The organism is Vibrio sp. 1CM2L (assembly GCF_023161695.1).
Taxonomy (GTDB): domain Bacteria; phylum Pseudomonadota; class Gammaproteobacteria; order Enterobacterales; family Vibrionaceae; genus Vibrio; species Vibrio coralliirubri.
Map to the genome: position 1 here is coordinate 441,353 of NZ_JALNTT010000001.1, position 17,828 is coordinate 459,180.

The 17,828-nt window shown below is 45.1% G+C and carries 14 protein-coding genes; 13 read left to right on the plus strand and 1 reads right to left on the minus strand.

What is annotated here, in order from left to right:
* Window positions 1–142 precede the first annotated feature (142 nt).
* The 5 genes from MSG34_RS01870 (at window position 143) to MSG34_RS01890 (ending at window position 8,234) form a co-directional block, all read left to right on the plus strand.
* Window positions 143–2,047 (plus strand): bifunctional UDP-sugar hydrolase/5'-nucleotidase, encoded by a 1,905-nt coding sequence (locus tag MSG34_RS01870; protein WP_248336128.1) that lies wholly within the window; start codon window positions 143–145, stop codon window positions 2,045–2,047.
* Window positions 2,048–2,428: 381 nt separating this feature from the next.
* Window positions 2,429–3,403 (plus strand): hypothetical protein, encoded by a 975-nt coding sequence (locus tag MSG34_RS01875; RefSeq protein WP_248336129.1) that lies wholly within the window; start codon window positions 2,429–2,431, stop codon window positions 3,401–3,403.
* Window positions 3,404–3,859: 456 nt separating this feature from the next.
* Window positions 3,860–4,558 carry an ABC transporter ATP-binding protein gene (locus MSG34_RS01880; protein WP_248336130.1) on the plus strand — a complete coding sequence of 233 codons (699 nt, stop codon included), beginning with the start codon at window positions 3,860–3,862 and terminating at the stop codon, window positions 4,556–4,558.
* Between the two features lie 8 nt (window positions 4,559–4,566).
* The gene (locus MSG34_RS01885; RefSeq protein ID WP_248336499.1) at window positions 4,567–7,101 is read left to right on the plus strand and encodes an FtsX-like permease family protein; all 2,535 of its coding nucleotides are present in this window, start codon (window positions 4,567–4,569) and stop codon (window positions 7,099–7,101) included.
* Window positions 7,101–8,234 (plus strand): lipocalin-like domain-containing protein, encoded by a 1,134-nt coding sequence (locus MSG34_RS01890; protein WP_248336131.1) that lies wholly within the window; start codon window positions 7,101–7,103, stop codon window positions 8,232–8,234. The genes MSG34_RS01885 and MSG34_RS01890 overlap by 1 nt, the downstream gene beginning before the upstream one ends.
* Before the next feature lie 197 nt (window positions 8,235–8,431).
* On the opposite strand, the gene MSG34_RS01895 is transcribed toward MSG34_RS01890, so the two are convergent.
* Window positions 8,432–8,695 (minus strand): hypothetical protein, encoded by a 264-nt coding sequence (locus tag MSG34_RS01895; RefSeq protein WP_017091753.1) that lies wholly within the window; start codon window positions 8,693–8,695, stop codon window positions 8,432–8,434.
* Window positions 8,696–9,080: 385 nt separating this feature from the next.
* Between MSG34_RS01895 and secD the strand changes: the two genes are divergently transcribed.
* The 8 genes from secD (at window position 9,081) to MSG34_RS01935 (ending at window position 17,645) form a co-directional block, all read left to right on the plus strand.
* Window positions 9,081–10,868, plus strand: coding sequence for a protein translocase subunit SecD (gene secD / locus MSG34_RS01900; protein ID WP_122081215.1), 1,788 nt, complete (start codon window positions 9,081–9,083; stop codon window positions 10,866–10,868).
* Window positions 10,868–11,770: a protein translocase subunit SecF gene (gene secF / locus MSG34_RS01905; protein ID WP_248336132.1), complete on the plus strand. Its 903-nt coding sequence runs from the start codon at window positions 10,868–10,870 to the stop codon at window positions 11,768–11,770. The genes secD and secF overlap by 1 nt, the downstream gene beginning before the upstream one ends.
* Window positions 11,771–12,073: 303 nt before the next feature.
* Complete coding sequence (locus MSG34_RS01910; RefSeq protein WP_050632839.1) at window positions 12,074–13,165, plus strand: calcium:proton antiporter; 1,092 nt, start codon at window positions 12,074–12,076, stop codon at window positions 13,163–13,165.
* Between the two features lie 57 nt (window positions 13,166–13,222).
* On the plus strand, window positions 13,223–13,879 hold the full coding sequence (locus tag MSG34_RS01915; RefSeq protein WP_248336133.1) for a DedA family protein: 657 nt from the start codon (window positions 13,223–13,225) through the stop codon (window positions 13,877–13,879).
* A gap of 45 nt (window positions 13,880–13,924) precedes the next feature.
* Window positions 13,925–15,316 carry a magnesium transporter gene (locus MSG34_RS01920; RefSeq protein ID WP_102561633.1) on the plus strand — a complete coding sequence of 464 codons (1,392 nt, stop codon included), beginning with the start codon at window positions 13,925–13,927 and terminating at the stop codon, window positions 15,314–15,316.
* Window positions 15,317–15,352: 36 nt separating this feature from the next.
* Entirely contained in the window at window positions 15,353–16,003 is a 651-nt protein-coding gene (locus tag MSG34_RS01925; protein ID WP_248336134.1) for a MarC family NAAT transporter, read from the plus strand.
* Between the two features lie 187 nt (window positions 16,004–16,190).
* Entirely contained in the window at window positions 16,191–16,868 is a 678-nt protein-coding gene (locus MSG34_RS01930) for a hypothetical protein (protein WP_248336135.1), read from the plus strand.
* A 75-nt stretch (window positions 16,869–16,943) separates the two neighbouring features.
* On the plus strand, window positions 16,944–17,645 hold the full coding sequence (locus MSG34_RS01935; RefSeq protein ID WP_012600215.1) for a hypothetical protein: 702 nt from the start codon (window positions 16,944–16,946) through the stop codon (window positions 17,643–17,645).
* Window positions 17,646–17,828: the final 183 nt, after the last annotated feature.

The window sequence follows — 17,828 nt, forward strand, 5'->3', positions numbered from 1 at the left end:
AGTGATTACGAGATGGTCATTAGTCACATTTATTTGAAACATCAATAAGTTGCATCACTAGAAATATGACACTGATCACCCATAAAATAACCTCGATTCTATATGGTAGCGTCATACTTAAAACCACGATGTGAACATACCTATGAAAAGACACATACTATCAAGCGCCATCCTACTATCTCTAGCCTTTCCCACCTTTGCAGCTGATGGCGACATACACGATGTCACGATACTGGGTACTTCAGATATCCACGGTCATTTTATGGCGTGGGATTACGCGGCAGATAAACTCAACACTCGTGGTAGTTTGAGTCAAATCGCGACCAAGGTTGGTGAGATCCGCAAAGAGCAATCTAACATTATCCTTGTCGACGCTGGTGACACCATCCAAGGCAACTTCGTTGAAACCTTCAAAGACGAGCCCGTTGATCCAATGATGCTTGGCTTTAATCACATGAAATACGATGTGTGGGTTTTAGGTAACCACGAATTCGATTTTGGCCTCAAAACCCTCAACAGAGCCGTTACCCAATTTAAAGGGCAATCTCTCGGTGGCAACATCAAGAACAAAAACGGAAACCCATTCTTGCCGGGTTACACCATCCTTGAACGCGGTGGCATTAAGATCGGCGTGATCGGAATGGATACCCCAATGACGGAGGTCTTTGCGCAAGGTACAAACCGTTTAGAAGGCGTCACTTTCACTAATCCAACCTTGGAGGTGAAGAAAATCGTCAAAGAAATTGATGATAAAGTGGATGCCATCGTATTGGTTGCCCATATGGGGATTGAGAACGAGAATGACATTGCTGACACCGGTGTCACCGACATTGCCAATGCAAACCCAGAGCTTGATGCCATCGTCGCTGGTCACATGCACACTCGCATCGATAAGGCCGTTGTGAATGGCGTTATTATTACTGAGCCCGACAAATATGGCCGCGCCCTATCTCGTATCGATCTTCAATTTGAAGAGCGCGATGGCACATTCACTCTCGTCAACAAAGACAGTTTCACCTATAAAATTAAAGGTATCGACTCTGATGAGAATATGGACGAGCTATACCAGCCTTATCATAAACAACTCCGAGAAATGGCGAACAGACCTGTCGCTCAACTTACCGGCGTTGATTTAGTCCCAGAAAACGAAATCCACGGTATCCCTCAAGTCCACGTTCAAGACACAGGCATCAGTGCGCTATTCCAAGAAGCGAGCTTCTTTTATGCACCTAAAGCCAATGTCATCGCACTTCAAATAGACAACGACAATGCAGAGCTTGATGTTGGTCCAATCAAAGCTAAAGACATCGCGTACAACTACCAATACGCAGGTGGCGAAATCACGGTCTACCAGATGACAGGCAAAGAGCTAAGAACCTATATGGAATGGTCTGCGGGCTATTTCAACTCAGTGCAACCCGGTGATGTGACCTACAGCTTTAACCCTGAACGCAGAGCATCAAAATACTCAACCAATGACTTTTTCGCAGGCGTAACTTATACCATCGACCTCACTCAGCCTGCAGGTACACGCATCACCAACCTCGCGTTTGCTGATGGGACACCTGTTACAGATGAAACCGAAATCCGTATTGGTATGAATAGCTATCGAATGGGTCATCTAACCAAGAAAGGCGGCGTGCTAGAAGGTGAATCATTCCCTGTACTCTTTGATACGGAAGCAGAGTATGGAGAAGAAGCAGGCACGATCCGTAACATGACCATCAAGTTTCTTAAGGAAGAAAAGAACGGTCAGTATGAAGGCAAGCCTCAACAACGATGGGCACTTTCTGGCTTGGAGAGCCGTTACAATGAACAGCGAGAGATCGTAAAGTCGTTGATCAATGATGAAACCATATCAATCCCAACCAGTGACGATGGCCGCTACACAAACATCGCTTCTATCAACGTGAAAGAGCTGCTGTTCAAATCTGACGAAGCCAAACAAACAGCCATAACCACACGCGAAAAGAAACTGGCGCAGGCAACTGAGCAAGAGAGTAAGCAGATCAAACGCGAAATAACTCTGATTGAAGCACTCAATTAATCCCTAACGTCAAACCAATAACGACTTAACGACGCTTAGAGCGTGGTTAGGTCGTTATCGTTCCCGCCCTACAACATCACATCTGTACTGAGTAAAACGGTTGATATTGGATGAATGAGCTGCAAAGGCTAACTCATAGTTGGACAAGAATGAGTTTAGGGAAAATAGAATATGATCGATTACGAATAACTATAGGTATGGAAATTCGCTTAGTTGAGTGTCGAGTCTAACTAGAGCAAATTAGGTCTAGGTTGGAATTGAATTTGTACAACACCACAAAATACAAGATGTGGTTCTATGAAGATAAACCAACCAATTTATAATTTATGTAGCATATGGTAACTTGAACAATTATATAAAAATCAATTGAGTAGGAATTTCATGAACCGGAAAATTTTGAAAAACATATCTCTCCTGGCCGCATTAACTCTTACTGGGTGCGCTATGACCAGTGGAGAGTTAGCTATTCATCATATGTCTGACTATGAGGAATACGATTTAGTTGGGACTAACCATTCGAAAGCCCAACAAATAATGACATTAGTTGCGCGGAATAAACCTGTGGGAGTTAACGATTTAGATGCACCATCGTCAGTTTCTAACAATTTAGTTCGTGTAAACCAAGGAGCGCAGTTAGTCGGCTTACTATCGGGCGATTTAAACCCATTTCAGGCGGGTTTCAACATTATAGGTTCAACAGCAAGCTACAATGAGTTGAATTCACGCTATAGAGGAAACGCCATCTTTACCTTCACTGTATTTTCAGACTCAGACTATACGTCACTTGAAAACACTATTAGGCAGATTAGTGCAAGTCACGAAAATATGATTAAAGACGCTTATCAAAGTCTAGGTCGTGATGTAGTTAAATACACTCCTGATGACATTTCTCAAATGTCAAAAAGAGCAAATTTAGTTGCACCATTAGTTAAAGGCTCTACTGCCAATATTGATTGGTGTGCTTCACCAGATGCATTAGAAAGGGCAAGAAATAAAGAAGATGTAAGTTCATATCTGTGGTCTTCATGTGTCGTTTTCATTTCAGGAGATAGTGTTGCATATGAAAATATCACCAATGCTGACAGTCTCCCTTTCTTAGAGGAAGATCAAAACTTACTCGTCACTCGAACTTTTCTACCTGACATGTTTCCGATGAGTAAGCTACATTCTGAAATTCCCAATACTTATGCCTACATCCCATACTTCAGGCTGATGACTCTAAAAGGTCAAAGGGGTATGAGCGAAGAACAACTTGAAGCTACAATCAAAGAAGTAGCAGATGAAAATTGGTCAAAACAATCGATCGTTGTAGATTTAACAAATGGTCAAACCATGGACTTTGGCTTATCTGATTAAGTTGATGTAAACCTGCGTCCAACTCTGGTAAAGGTAGTCATGACGATTCTAATGATGTTGGGATTCTAGTTTCTCTTTTTGGGCTTGTTTGTCTCTGTCGATTTAGTTTTTACATCCATAAAAACGGTACTGAAAGTTAACGTATCATGCGTATCGTTTTTATATTTCTTGAATATATGAGTAATGTACCTGCCGTGTTTTAGAGCACTTTCGAGCCCAAAAGTACCACGGATAAAAATTCAAAGCCTCCGAGGTGACTCTAAGCTCCCACTAACATCCTTATTCCTCCCCACACTGATCTATTTCCCTCTTTTCGAAGTACAAGTTATTAATAATTCGACGTAAATCGCTTTCTTTTTCAAATTGTTGTCTACAGTTTTATAGAGCTTGTCGCTTCAGTAATTGCCACAAGTAATGACACCTTTTGATGGTAGGTTTTGGTTATAAGGAAAGGAAATGGAAAGCCCAATTGTCACACTCACACAGGCCAGCAAAAGCTTTATTGATGGTAAAGACACTCATAGCGTGTTGGGCAATGTCGACTTCGCTTTGGCGGCAGGGGAAAGCGTGGCTTTGACAGGGGCGAGTGGTAGCGGGAAAAGTACTTTGCTTAACATCATTGCGGGGTTTGAACCTCTATCTGGTGGCGAATTGTGGCTCGATGGCGAGAACTCATTAGATTGGAAAGATCCACAGTGGAGCCGATTCCGCCATCAAAAACTAGGCGTGATCTTTCAACAGTTCAACTTGCTAACCCCACTCAACGTAAAACAAAACATCGCCTTCCCGCTCCATTTAAATCAACAAAAATGGAGCGACTGGTGCGATTATTTAGTTGATGCATTGGGTATCAGCGAGCTACTCGAAAGACATGTATCCGCACTCTCTGGCGGTCAGCAACAACGAGTCGCAATAGCGCGTGCGCTAGCCCATAAACCCAAACTATTGCTTGCCGACGAACCCACAGGCAATCTCGACCACAAAGCAGGGTTAGAGGTTATGAAGCTGCTGAGTGAAATCACCACTCAAGGTAATACTGCCGTGCTTTTGGTTACGCACAGCCCGGAATGTGCCAGCTTTATGCAGACAAAATTGGTGTTAGATGATGGTTGTTTAAGGAACGCCGATCTAACCCCAAGAGCAGCAGCGTTGTGAGTAAACCAATGAAGCAAACTGGCTTCGCACAGAGTCAGCTCACCCATACAAAACTGACTCTGAATCTATTTGCGGCACACTATCGTCAATCACCACTGCAAGCCGCGGCGATTCTGATCGGCATTGTGTTAGCGGTCACCTTGTTTGTCGCAGTGCAAGCCATCAACCTCAATGCCAAGCGCAGTTATGCAGAATCGACCGAGCAACTTGGCGCCCAAGCGCAAAACCTTATCATTCCACCAACAGGGCAAAACTATTTGCCGGAATCGCTCTACTTCAGCTTAAGACAAAGTGGATTAAGCGCAGCGCTGCCCGTAATTGAAGGGCGAGTAAGAGACGAGCAAGGTCGACGTTGGTCAGTTCAAGGCAGTGAGCTGATCGCCGCCCTCACTTCAAGAACTCGCCACTCTCGCGTCGACGAAAAAAGCAATACTCAAACCAAAGAGCCAAACATTTCCCTGTTCGACAATGCCTTACCTTTGCCGCAACTCTTAGCGGGCGAAGCCATTGTGATGATGAGCCAATCTCAGCACCAGAGTTTGGACGAAGTAGACACGCTCACTTTGGATGAAGTACTCACCAAAGTTGTGGTACTGCCAGATGAATGGCAGCTCGGTAGCCGAATGTTGATGGATATTGGGTTCGCTCAGCAACTGCTTAACAAGCAAGGGCAACTGAGCTATATCGCTATTTTTGACACTAAGAGCGACACTAACAGCAATGCTCAGGATAAATGGCAAAGCCTTATTGGCGAGCAAGGGCAATGGATATCCAATAACCAAAGCACGGATCTCGGTTCAATTACCGATAGCTTTCACCTCAATCTCACCGCCATGAGTTTGTTGGCGTTTTTAGTTGGCCTGTTCATCGCTTACAACGGTGTGAAGTACAGTTTGCTGAAACGTAATCGGCTGTTGGTACAAATTCAACAAGCTGGGATTGCGCCAAGCATCGTATTTTCAGCTCTGTTAGTCGAGCTGACTGTTTTAGTCACACTGGGCGCGTCGCTTGGTTTCATTCTCGGCATTCAACTCAGCCATTGGCTACATCCCACCGTCGCGATAACACTTGAGCAACTTTATGGTGCAACACTGCTTCCCGGTACATGGCAGTGGCAATGGTTAGTGCAGGCACTGCTGCTCACGCTGGCCGCAACGCTTGTCGCGTGTTGGCAGCACTTTAAACAGCGGGTGCGACACCCCCTCTCTTCCCATGGCGGTTTCTATCAAGCGCCGGAAGCGTCTAACGAAAATCAGCTGTTTGTTATCGGGTCAGTATTAACCATTCTCGCGTTAGCAGGATTATGGTTGAGCGAGCATCACCGCTTCACCATGGCATGGCTCGGTGTGTTAGTGGTGTCGATTCCTTTGTATTTGCCCAAAACACTCAGCGTGCTAGCGAACTGGAGCGAAAAACGCACCCAATCGGGGTTAATACAATATCTGTTCGCTGAGCTGCGTGAACTTATCTCCCCTCTCTCCCTTGCCATGATGGCGTTGCTTCTCGCCGTCACCGCCAATATCGGAATGAATACCTTAGTCGGCAGCTTTGAATCCACGTTAAAGCAATGGCTTGAACAGCGCTTACATGCCGATATTTACGTTAGCCCTGCCCAAGGTGAAATCGCAAATGTGGAGCGTGCGTTAGAGCAGTTTGATAATGTTGAAACCGTTTATAAGCAATATTATGTCGACGATAACTTGCAGGGCTTACCGACTTTGCTCGGCACCAAAGACAAAGACACACTTGAGCAAACCATGGTGTTCCAATCCCGCGTAGATGACTTCTGGACGCGCTTTTACCAAGGTGAATTCGTGGCGATCAGCGAACCTACAGCGGTGAAGCTCGGCTTGTCCCTTGGAAGCCAACTCAAGCTCGACGCGATCCAAGACAAAACACTCATCGTCGGGGCGATTTTCCACGATTACGGCTCACCCAATGGTGAAGTGTTACTTTCACCTGATCTATGGCTCGAAAGCGGATTTACTGACTTACCCACCAGCTTGGGAATCAAAGTCTCTGGCGACCCACAGGTGGTGTACGAACAGCTACGCCAACAACTCAATCTGCACCCTAGCCAGCTTTACGATCAAGCGCAGATCAAATCGATCGCTTTAGATATCTTCTCACAAACCTTTGCCATCACTCGGGCGCTTAATGGCGTCACTTTAATGGTGGCGGTGATCGGCTTGTTCTGCGCCTGTTTCATGTTGCTCGATGCACGCAAAGCCGCCATTGCAAGGTTGTATGCGCTCGGTGTTAGTCAGAAAAAATTGATGGCGATGGTGGTCGGGCAAATCGTTGTTCTGGTCGCCTTCACTCTGGTTATCGCCTTACCACTCGGCGCTATGGTCGGTTATGTGTTGACGGACATCGTCACCCTGCGCGCCTTTGGTTGGAGTTTAAATTACGTATGGAATTGGAGTGACGCACTCAACATCGCAGCCATCACTATTCTAGTGGCTGTGTTTGCGACCTTGCTTCCACTGTGGCGTTTGGTCAATAAACCCGTGGTATCCAGTTTGCAAAGTGAGGTGTTGTGATGAATCGATCAATGAGAGTTTTCGTTCTCACACTTGGCATCTTGCTCCTTTTAGGATGTGAGGAGTCCACTCAACCACCAGCTCAAAATATGGGTTCGATACTTGGCGCAGAAACACAAACCGACGATGAAACACAAAAAGAGGCTGAGCAATTTACGCCGGTAGTAAAAGGCGTGGAGATCGCCTTCCCCGCCGACCATCAAGCACACCCTGATTTTCGTCATGAATGGTGGTATTTAACCGCAAATTTAATTGATGAAGAAGGCAATACTTTAGGCGTGCAGTGGACACAATTCCGCTTTGCGGCTGCACCACAGGAAAGTGGCAATAGCACTAAGGAAACTACGTGGCAAAGTCAGCAAATCTACATGGCACACAGCGCCGTCACCACCAAAGACAAACACTACGCCGATGAAAAATGGTCTCGCGACCAAGCTGACCTTGCGGGTGTTGGCTCTTCACCGTTTGGTGTTTATCTCGATGATTGGCAATGGACGTCGACGACCGATGACCTGTTCCCAGCTATATTGGTCGCCAACTCGGATCAATTTGGATATTCACTTAAGTTAACCAACAACGCGCCTTATCAAAAGCAAGGCGAACAAGGCTACAGCACTAAAAGTAGCGATGAATGGTTGGCTTCTTATTACTACAGCCAACCATTCATCGATGTATCGGGCAAAGTAACCATTGATGGCATCACGCATCAGGTGTCTGGTAAAGGTTGGATAGACAGAGAGTGGAGCTCGCAGTTTTTACTCGACTCGCAACAAGGTTGGGATTGGTTTGCGCTAAGGCTGAGTGATGAAACCAGCTTGGTGGTATTTCAACTTCGAAACTCAACATCAGGCAAAGCCAGTTATTCCCATGCGAGGTTGATGAATCAAGATGGATCCGGCATAACGATTAAGCAGCAAGACATCAGCTTAACCGCCATCAAGCAAACTAAAATCGACGGGCGTGACTACCCAACAGAGTGGCAAGTTTCGATTCCAAGCCAGCAAATAGAACTGACCGTCTCGGCACTCAATCCAAATGCCAAAATGCCGCTGTCGGTGCCTTATTGGGAGGGGCCAATCGTGATTAAAGGTTCTCATTCCGGAACTGGCTATATGGAATTGACTGGGTACTAAGCCAACAGCATATTTCTGAAATGAGAAGCTTTAATTTTTAACAGGCGAACAAGAATAAAATCAACCGTTACATCGGCTGCCATAAATATCGTTTACCCAGCTTGGGTTATCAATACAAGTTGCTCTAGTTTGTCACTCCCCAACAAACTAGAGCAACTTAAAAATCAACGCCGTAGACAAACATATCAATGGGTTTTCTATTCAGTCGATAGCGCTAGTGCAGAAATCCCTTGGAATATTTCTTGTCCTTTATCTGTTTTAATTTCAAAATCATCGAGCCAATAGATGTCAGTTAATAACCGAACATCTCCGATTAATTCACAGCGATCCTTTTCGCACAGTGTGTCGATTTCTCCACTCCAACATGTTGATATATCGATGACTATCATTCTTTCTATCTCAAGAAACTGATGGCTAAAATGCTCATGCAATGACTCTATACCTTCTGCGTAACTAAGCACTAGAGTGCATCTCCCTTCACCAATATCGCAAACTCTATATTTGCGATCGTTTAAATATATTGTGCAATCCACGTAGATTTATCCTCAATCATTAATTCAGATTACATTGTTTTAAATAAATCGAATCTCTGCGAGGAATTAGAGAAATTCATATATGCAAAGTCGAGCAAACCAAATATGAATTTCTCTAACCCATAGTTCTATTGAATCAAGAAACTAAGATAGCTCGGTAACCAACAGTTAGGTTTATCGATAAAACCGAAAGCGCCATCGATAACCTTTAGGATCCCTTAGTTTCAACTCATACATGATTAATACTGGTGCTTATTTAATAAATAAGCTTGGTGCTATTTACGTATGCGTTAATCAATAAGATGCAACCAAAATGAAGTTAAAGCGCTCAATCGCACCCATAAATTATTCAGCTAAATGGAAGGTCATCGTTCTCGTGTTGTCTGTAGTACTGATGCTTCTCAGTGCCCTACCCTCTGCATTTGGTGAACGTGAAGCTTTGCACATTTCAAACCAAACGCATTCGACACACGCTGATGATGTATATCGTTATCTTGTGGACAATAGCATTGATGTTCACAGTGTTAGCGAAAACAACGATAGGTTAGTTGTGACGTTTGCTTCAAGCGGGCAACAAGCCCCCGCACAAGCTTTGATGTCCGATTTTATCCAATCATCGGAGACCGTTGCCCTCACGCTCGAACCTTCAGCTCCTTCTTGGCTAACCTCGCTAGGCTTTCAGCCGATTAAGTTTGGATTAGATCTGCGCGGTGGTGTGCAATTTCTCTTAGACGTTGACCTAGCCCCTGTCTTTAATGCTCACGCGCAATCAGTGATCGACGACCTTCGTCAGGAGTTTCGTGTACGCGGTCGTGTAGAAAGCGGTGAGGTGGTCATTGTTCGATATAACGAAGCATTACTTGGCGATATTCGAACCCACTTAAGAACACAGTATCCAAATTGGACTCTGAGCCAATCTGGTGAGCGCTTAATGATCTCAATGGATGAGGAAGAGAAACGCGCGATTCGAACTCTGACCGTGACACAAAATCTTCAAACAATGCGAGGCCGCATAGAAGAGCTAGGGATCACAGAAGCCGCAGTCCAACGCCAAGGTGAAAATCGAATTCGCATCGAACTGCCAGGAGTACAAGACCCGACATCCGCAAAAAACATTATCGGCGCCACTGCATCGTTAGCGTTTTACCATGTGGAGCCTAATGTCAGCGCACGAACAAAATCCATCAATGACCAAGATGGTAGACCTGTCATTCTGCATAGAAACAGTATCTTAGGGGGCGAGCATATTATCGATGCACGCGCCAGCCTAGGAGAATTGGGAACACCCGAAGTTAACATCACCCTTGATAGCACGGGGGGGCGACTGATGACCAATCACTCGCGCAGCAATATCGGAAACCCGATGGCGACTCTGTACAGTGAATACAGTCAATCAGAGACAGGACAATCCATTGAGCAAAGCGAAGTTATCAGCGTAGCGACAATTCAATCAACGCTGGGTAACCGCTTTCGCATCACTGGCGCGGGGTCAATGGCAGACGCTCAAAACCTGGCTCTTCTATTGAGAGCTGGCTCACTCACCGCTCCTGTCACCATTGTTGAAGAACGCACAATCGGGCCAACTCTTGGTGCTGAAAACGTCAAAAATGGCTTTGCTGCACTCGCCTTGGGGCTTGGTTTTACATTGGTATTTATCGCTTGTTGGTATCGACGCCTTGGCTGGGTTGCAAATGCTGCACTGACTATCAACTTAGTGTGTCTGTTTGGCCTATTGGCGCTCATTCCTGGCGCTGTGCTAACGCTTCCGGGCATTGCTGGGCTCGTGCTAACCGTGGGGATGGCTGTCGATACCAACGTGCTTATCTTTGAACGCATCAAAGACAAAATGCGAGAAGGCAGAAACTTTTCCCAAGCCATAGATCGAGGGTTCGATAGTGCATTCTCTTCAATTTTCGATGCCAACCTCACCACTATGATCGTTGCCATCGCTTTGTATGCAATAGGTAACGGCCCAATTCAAGGCTTTGCTATCACACTCGGATTAGGCCTACTGACTAGCTTATTTACCGGCGTATTTGCGTCTCGAATTCTTATCAATTATTTGTGGGGAAGAGACACCTCACATGAGGTGAAACTGTAATGACCAAATCAATTAGCGTCACCAAAATACGTCAATTGATGACGATGATATCTCTGATTCTTTTGACGCTTTCCATTACATCGATCGTTGCAAGGGGGTTCAATTGGGGACTCGACTTTACGGGAGGTGTTGTCGCCGACATTCAAACAAAACCAAACGTAACTCAAGTTCAGCTCAAATCTCACCTCGACTCAGCACTGAGCCAAGATGTTCAAGTGACGGCGGCAGGCAGTGAGGGAAATTGGCAACTGCGTTTCAATGATACAGACCTCGATTTGCGAGAAGCACTTAACCAAGCACTGTTGCCAATAGACAGCAATTTCCACATTGCTAACAGCAGCGTAATTGGCCCTCAGGTTGGGTTAGAAATGGTCGAACAAGGCGGATTAGCGATTTTGGCTTGTTTCGTTCTTACCTTGCTGTACTTGAGCTACCGATTTGAATGGCGATTAGCGCTAGGTTCAATTGCGGCGTTGATTTACGACATTGTTATTGTGCTAGGGCTCTTTGCGGTGACTCAAATTGAATTCAACCTAACCGTGTTGGCCGCTTTACTGGCAGTGATGGGCTACTCCCTGAATGACTCGATCATCATTTCAGATCGAATCCGTGAGGTATTTCGTGCGAAGCCAGACGGTGAAACCGATGCCCTTCTCGATCAGTCCATCGTGTCAACGTTGTCACGAACGCTTGTCACATCAGGCACCACCTTAGTCACAGTCTCAGCATTGTGGTTGTTAGGAGGGAGCGCACTAGAAGGTTTCGCCATTGCACTATGTGTCGGGATTTTAAGTGGGACATGGTCTTCTATCTCTATTGGCACACTCTTGCCAACTCTTGTGGGCTTGAAACCAACCCACTATAAACCGGAAGAAACTGAATCCCTTGAAAGCATGCCTTAGCTTTTACTTACTGCGCTCATTGCTTACTGCTTACTGCTTACTGCTTACTTAGCACGCTATTAGGCGAATGTCGGTCGTCTGATAGCAACAAAGAATTTCTCTAATTCATAGTCTGAATCATCGGTTCACCTTAAGTTAGCAACATGGTTAGACGCATAGCTTTGTAGATATCGTTTTAGATGCAAAAGCTTAAACGCATAACTTGAAACGAACCGTTTGCTGCACAGGAAATTGCAGTATTCACCCGATTTACTCTCGTTAAAGGACATTAGCGAGCCTTCGGTTACTCAATAAAGGCTCAACATGCTCAACGTACTCAAACAAGAATACAAACTGCCACTTGGCATCGTTGCCGTTCTATTTTTCAAACTGATCGGCGACAACTTACTCACAGGAGAGCTGTCTCAGTTCGCCTACATAATGATTACTGCGGTGCTGTTTTACTCGGTGATGAGCGCCATTTTTTCGGTTGTTCGCCACTCAGATGCACTGGCGATCAAGCTTGGCGACCCATACGGTACTCTTATATTAACGCTGTCTGTTGTCTTGCTCGAAGTCATTATGGTCTCGTCCGTTATGCTGACTGGAGAATCGAATCCCTTCCTAGCGCGTGACACCATGTTTGCTGTCGTGATGGCGGTGCTTAATGGCTTTGTCGGTATCACCTTGTTAATCGGTGGGATGAAATACCATACCCAAACCTACAACCTTGATGGAATAAAAGCGTACTTGGTGGCCATTATTCCACTCTCATTACTGTGCTTGGTACTGCCTAATTTCACCAGTATGGATTCGCTGGGTAACATGTCGACCAGCCTAACTTGGACATTAGTGCTCGCTTCGATCGCCTTGTATGCCGTATTCCTGTTCATCCAAACACGCAGCCATACCGACTACTTCATTGATGGTGATAATGAAGATCATCATGAACATCACGGCCCTCTGCACAGCAATATATTCCACACGATTATGCTGGTGAGCTATTTGATGGTGGTGATTTTGTTAGCGAAAAGCCTCGCGATTCCAATTAACGATGGCATCACGGAAATGGGCGCACCTGCGGCTCTAGGTGGTTTGATTGTTGCCTTGATTATTCTCGCACCTGAAGCTGTTGGTGCCGTTAAAGCCGCCGTGACCAATCAATTACAGCGTGCGATGAACCTCTTCTTTGGCTCAGTTCTCGCCACTATTGCACTAACCGTTCCCGCTGTTCTGCTGATTTCAGGGGTAATGAACGAACCCATCCAACTCGGCCTCGCCCCTGCAGAAATGGTGTTATTAGGTGCAACGCTATTAATGACAAGCGTGAGCTTTAGCAGCGGGAGAACTAACTCGCTCAATGGTGCAACCCACCTCATCCTGTTCTTTGCCTACATCATCTTGATGTTTGATTAAAACGCATTGTGGGCTCCGGCTATCAACAGCCAGAGCCCACGTTAACTTGGAGTTTCCATGCAAGAGATTATTTCCGCGATTTGGCTGCAAGACTTTGATGCCTTACTTGAATTGAATTCACTGCACGTTTTATTGCTTTTGCTTGGTGTCGTGCTTTTCCTTGAGTCGAGTTTTGTTTTCTTACCACTACCCGGTGACGGCCTAGTGCTGTTTGTCGGGGCCATGGTTGGTTTGGGCGCGATTGATTTTTCAAGTGCTCTAATGCTTCTAACCAGTGCCTCTTTTTTGGGCAGTATCATTGCCTACCTTCAAGGGCGATGGCTGCACAATACTCCGTTCATGCGTAAAGCTGAACAAACACTGCCAGATGAATCGTTACCCAAGGCAAAAAAACTATTAAACCGATTCGGGTTTTTGTCCCTGTTCGTTTCGCGGTTTGTCCCATTTGTTCGCGTACTGACCCCAATGTTGATGGGCGTTGCACAACTCAGCGCAATAAGAACGTTGATTGTTAGCTTCACTAGCTCGATTACATGGGTCTTCAGTTTATTGCTGATAGGAAAGTGGATCATGCGACACCCATTCGTCTCGCAATATCAAGAGTTGATTACAAAGTGGTTCTTAATGGGCAGTTTAATCCTGATGGTTACTGCATTTATCGCCCTCTTTATTCGGCTTGCGACCAAGAAGCGACAACCACAAACATCCGAATAAAAATCGCTTTAATTGTATTCTCACTTATTGTCAAAGGTCTAACATATGACATTAATTACATTAGCTTTTTCATCAGAAGGGGCGGAAAAGCTGTACCTCAAAATACTGGAGTGTCTCACTCTAAGAAAGGCTAAACGACTGAATCAAACGCTTCTAGAGGCTGAACCCGTCGAACTGCCATCAGTCTTAAGGAAGCTCTCTGACCAGCAACGTATCGCCACTTGGACTCTATTAAGCGAAGTAAACCCAAGCCTTGCTGCCAACTTACTTGATCACTTATCTGATCCCGAGCTTCTATGGCTGATCAGTCAACTATCTGAAAGTAGCACCATAGTGCTATTTCAATATTTGCATTCCGCAGACCGCCGGTTGCTACTCAATGAGCTGCCAAGTGACCTACAAAAACAGCTCAGGCAAGCCCTACCTTCAACATGGAAAGACGAGGAGCGTGCAGCCTTGATCTACCCACAAGACTCTGCCGGAGGGATTTGTAAAAGCGAAGTCCTCAAACTGGCAGCAGACGCTACCATCGACAGTTTGAGCGCAATATTAAGCGCAGAAGAACACAACTTAGATCGACTAGAGTGGCGCTACGTTTACTTGCATGACACTGAAGGCAGCTATTTAGGCGGGCTGAAGATCCGTGATGTACTGCTGCTACCACGTGGTACGCCATTAAGGGAATACATAGATACCACAGTGCCCGTTATCAGCCCTGACACGGATCTAAATACGATTAAAAGTACGCTGGACACCACTTTACACCCCGTTGTTCCCATCGTTGATGAACAAGGTTTCCAAATAGGCATCGTCGGTTTTAAACATCTCAATGAAGCCTTATACCAACGTTCGAAGCAGCAAATGCTGGAGCAATCCGGTGTATTTGGAGGTGATGAGTCTCGCACCATGCCAGTACTAAAACGTAACCTACGTCGACTCGCCTTTTTATTGCCTTCAGTCGCCTTAAGTTATGCCGCGATTTCAATCATTGCTATTTACGAACCCATCATTGAACAAATTGCCGTCTTAGCGGCCGTGTTGCCGCTTGTCGCCAATCTTTCTGGTGCGGCTGGGAATCAATCCGTTGCAGTGTCGATACGTGAATTATCGATGGGCCAGATCTCAGCCAAAGACCTGCTGTATGTGGTCGCGAAAGAGATTCCAATCGGCGCGATCAATGGAATGCTAATTGGTGGTGTTCTGGCTCTGCTTACGCTGTTCACGCTTGGCGGGGAGCACTCTGGATTGCCATTGGTTATCGCCATCGCTTACACACTTTCTTCCACTCTTGCCGTCGTGATTGGAGGTACATTGCCCTTGCTACTAAAACGGCTCAACTTCGACCCAGCCATGCTATCAAGCCCAATGCTGACAACCTTAACCGACGCAATTTCGTTCTTCAGTGTTCTGTATCTAGCACACGCTTTTTTACTGTGATTTAACTTTTTCTTCCACCACAAAATGGGGATTCTTATGCATTTAGAAACATTGTTCACCTATATGACACTCACGGTTCTTGGTCTATTACCCATCATGAACCCACCCGCAGCAGCAACGGTTTTACTCGGTTTGAGTAAAGGACGAGATAAGAGCTATATTGTGTCGCAAGCCAAAACGACTGGAGTCTATCTTTTCATTGCCTTGTGCATCACCTTCTTCATTGGTGCATCGGTACTCGAACTCTTCAGTATTTCAATACCGAGCTTGCGTTTAGGTGGTGGCATCATCATTGTCGCGATTGGTTTCAATATGCTGTTTCCTCGCCCCGACAATGGAGCCGCCCCCTCTGGGCAAGATTCAATCGCACTAGTACCTTTAACCATTCCTTCACTGTGTGGCCCTGGTTCTATGGCGATGATCATCAGCCTGGCCGCTCAAATTGCTACTTATGAAAACCACACAAGTATGACTAGCGTCTATGGTGGTGTAGTCGCAGGGCTTACTCTCGTTGCACTTATTGCGACCTTCACATTAACCATGGCGTACCCTCTGCTCAAGGCGCTTGGTCAAAATGGCATCAATGCATTTACCCGAATTATGGGCTTCCTATTGATCTGTATGGGAGTGCAGTTTTTCACTCTCGGGATTCAAGAAATCGTTCTTGAGATCAATGAACTCTTATAAGTAAACAAACAGCCCAATTTTGAGCCTCAGCCATTTTTGGTTGGGGCTTTTTTATGTCTATACCCAAGTAACCTCAAGGTGCTTGGGTATATACGTTTAGCAAATATGAATCGCTGTAATTCATAGTCTATTCCCCGGTCAGTAAATAAAATAGCGGCATAAACAAACACAACTTGGATTTATATTTATGAAACTAACTAAAACATCTCTATTAATTGCATCACTTATTTCTTCACCTTTAGTCCTTGCAAATAACAATGTTGATTTCTCTGACTCTAAACAACATTATTCGGGGTTTGATATTGGTTATGGCAGCAACGATTTTGATATTGGCCTTCAATATGCCAAGTCACTAAATAACGATTGGAGTTTGCTAAGTTCATATAGCAGTGACGACAATTTTGATAACCACGAATTGGGATTTGATTTTCAAAGAAGCGATGGCTTAGGGCTTGTTTTTGAGTATGAACATGATACCAACTTCCAATCCGATAATTTGCGCGCGAATGACTATAGCTTCAGTCTCTACAAGGCCAATACGGTTAACGAACAGTTTTCTGTTGTACCTCAAGTAACGCTTGGCAACCTGAAGCATCAACAGATGAGCAGCAGTGTTTACTACACCAGTGCATCACTTGATATGACTTACAACCTGAACCCAAGCATGTGGGTAGGATTCACACCGGAATACACTTACAGCTTAGGTAAAGTGAAAGAAAAGAATGGCAACAAATCGACGCTTAGAGATTGGGATTACACGGCAGAACTTGGTTATCAATTAAATAGCACAAGCGCGTTCGTCTATAGCTATCAATATGATGATGGTAATAACCTTTCATTATTCTCTTTTAAACATTCATTCTAAATAATTAGAGCTGCCGGTAATAGGCAGCTCATTTTTTAATACCTAATTTTTAAATATTTAAATAAGTGAGACACTTTGAAAACTAAACTAATATTACTGAGCTGTATTATCAGCGCTTATTCCATTGCTGATGAAAACACAATTGATTTTGAGTCCGCGGTAGAAGAGTTTACAGAAGCGACCATTGAAACAACACCCATTGATTTCACCGACCCGACTGCCGCTTATAGCTCCCTTCAATTAGGGTACAGCAATGAAGGCCTTGATGCCGGATTTGGATATGCTAGAGCAATCAATGACGATTGGGCGGGATTGATTTTTGCTCAGTCTCTAAACAGTTTTGACACATACAGAGTCAGAGCCGCGGCACTGAGCACCAATTTCGGTAGTGGCGTTATGGGAGACTATTTATATGATGACCGACATGACACACACACTTTCGTATTGAACGCGATGCAAGTCCTGCCGCTGCATGAACGGCTACTGATTGCACCGACTCTTGGCGCGGGTGTCATATCCAGCGATAACCTTAATAAAGACGTACCTATTGCTATGGCGCAATTGTACGGTGTCGTTACCATTACAGAGCAAGTCTCTATGATGATAGCACCTATCTACACGACATCTTTGAGTGACAAAACACTTAAAATCAACACGTTAGACTGGGAAGGTAATTTTTCATACCAAATCGCAGATAACCAAAACATTTCATTTAAGTATAGTATCTACGATGAAACCGACAACAAGGTGGGCATTCACTACACCTATGCGCTGTAGCTACACTCATTCACTATAAGGCCCTTGAATCTACCTAAAACGAGTACTCTAACTCGAAGCTCTTGTATCACATCATGCCCTAAGCGCCTTTAGTAACACGGATGTTGCTAGCCCTCCTTTTACTTACTCAAGATATTTAGAACGCCTTTCGTTGAAAGCTAACTTCTGCTCACAGCGCATTGC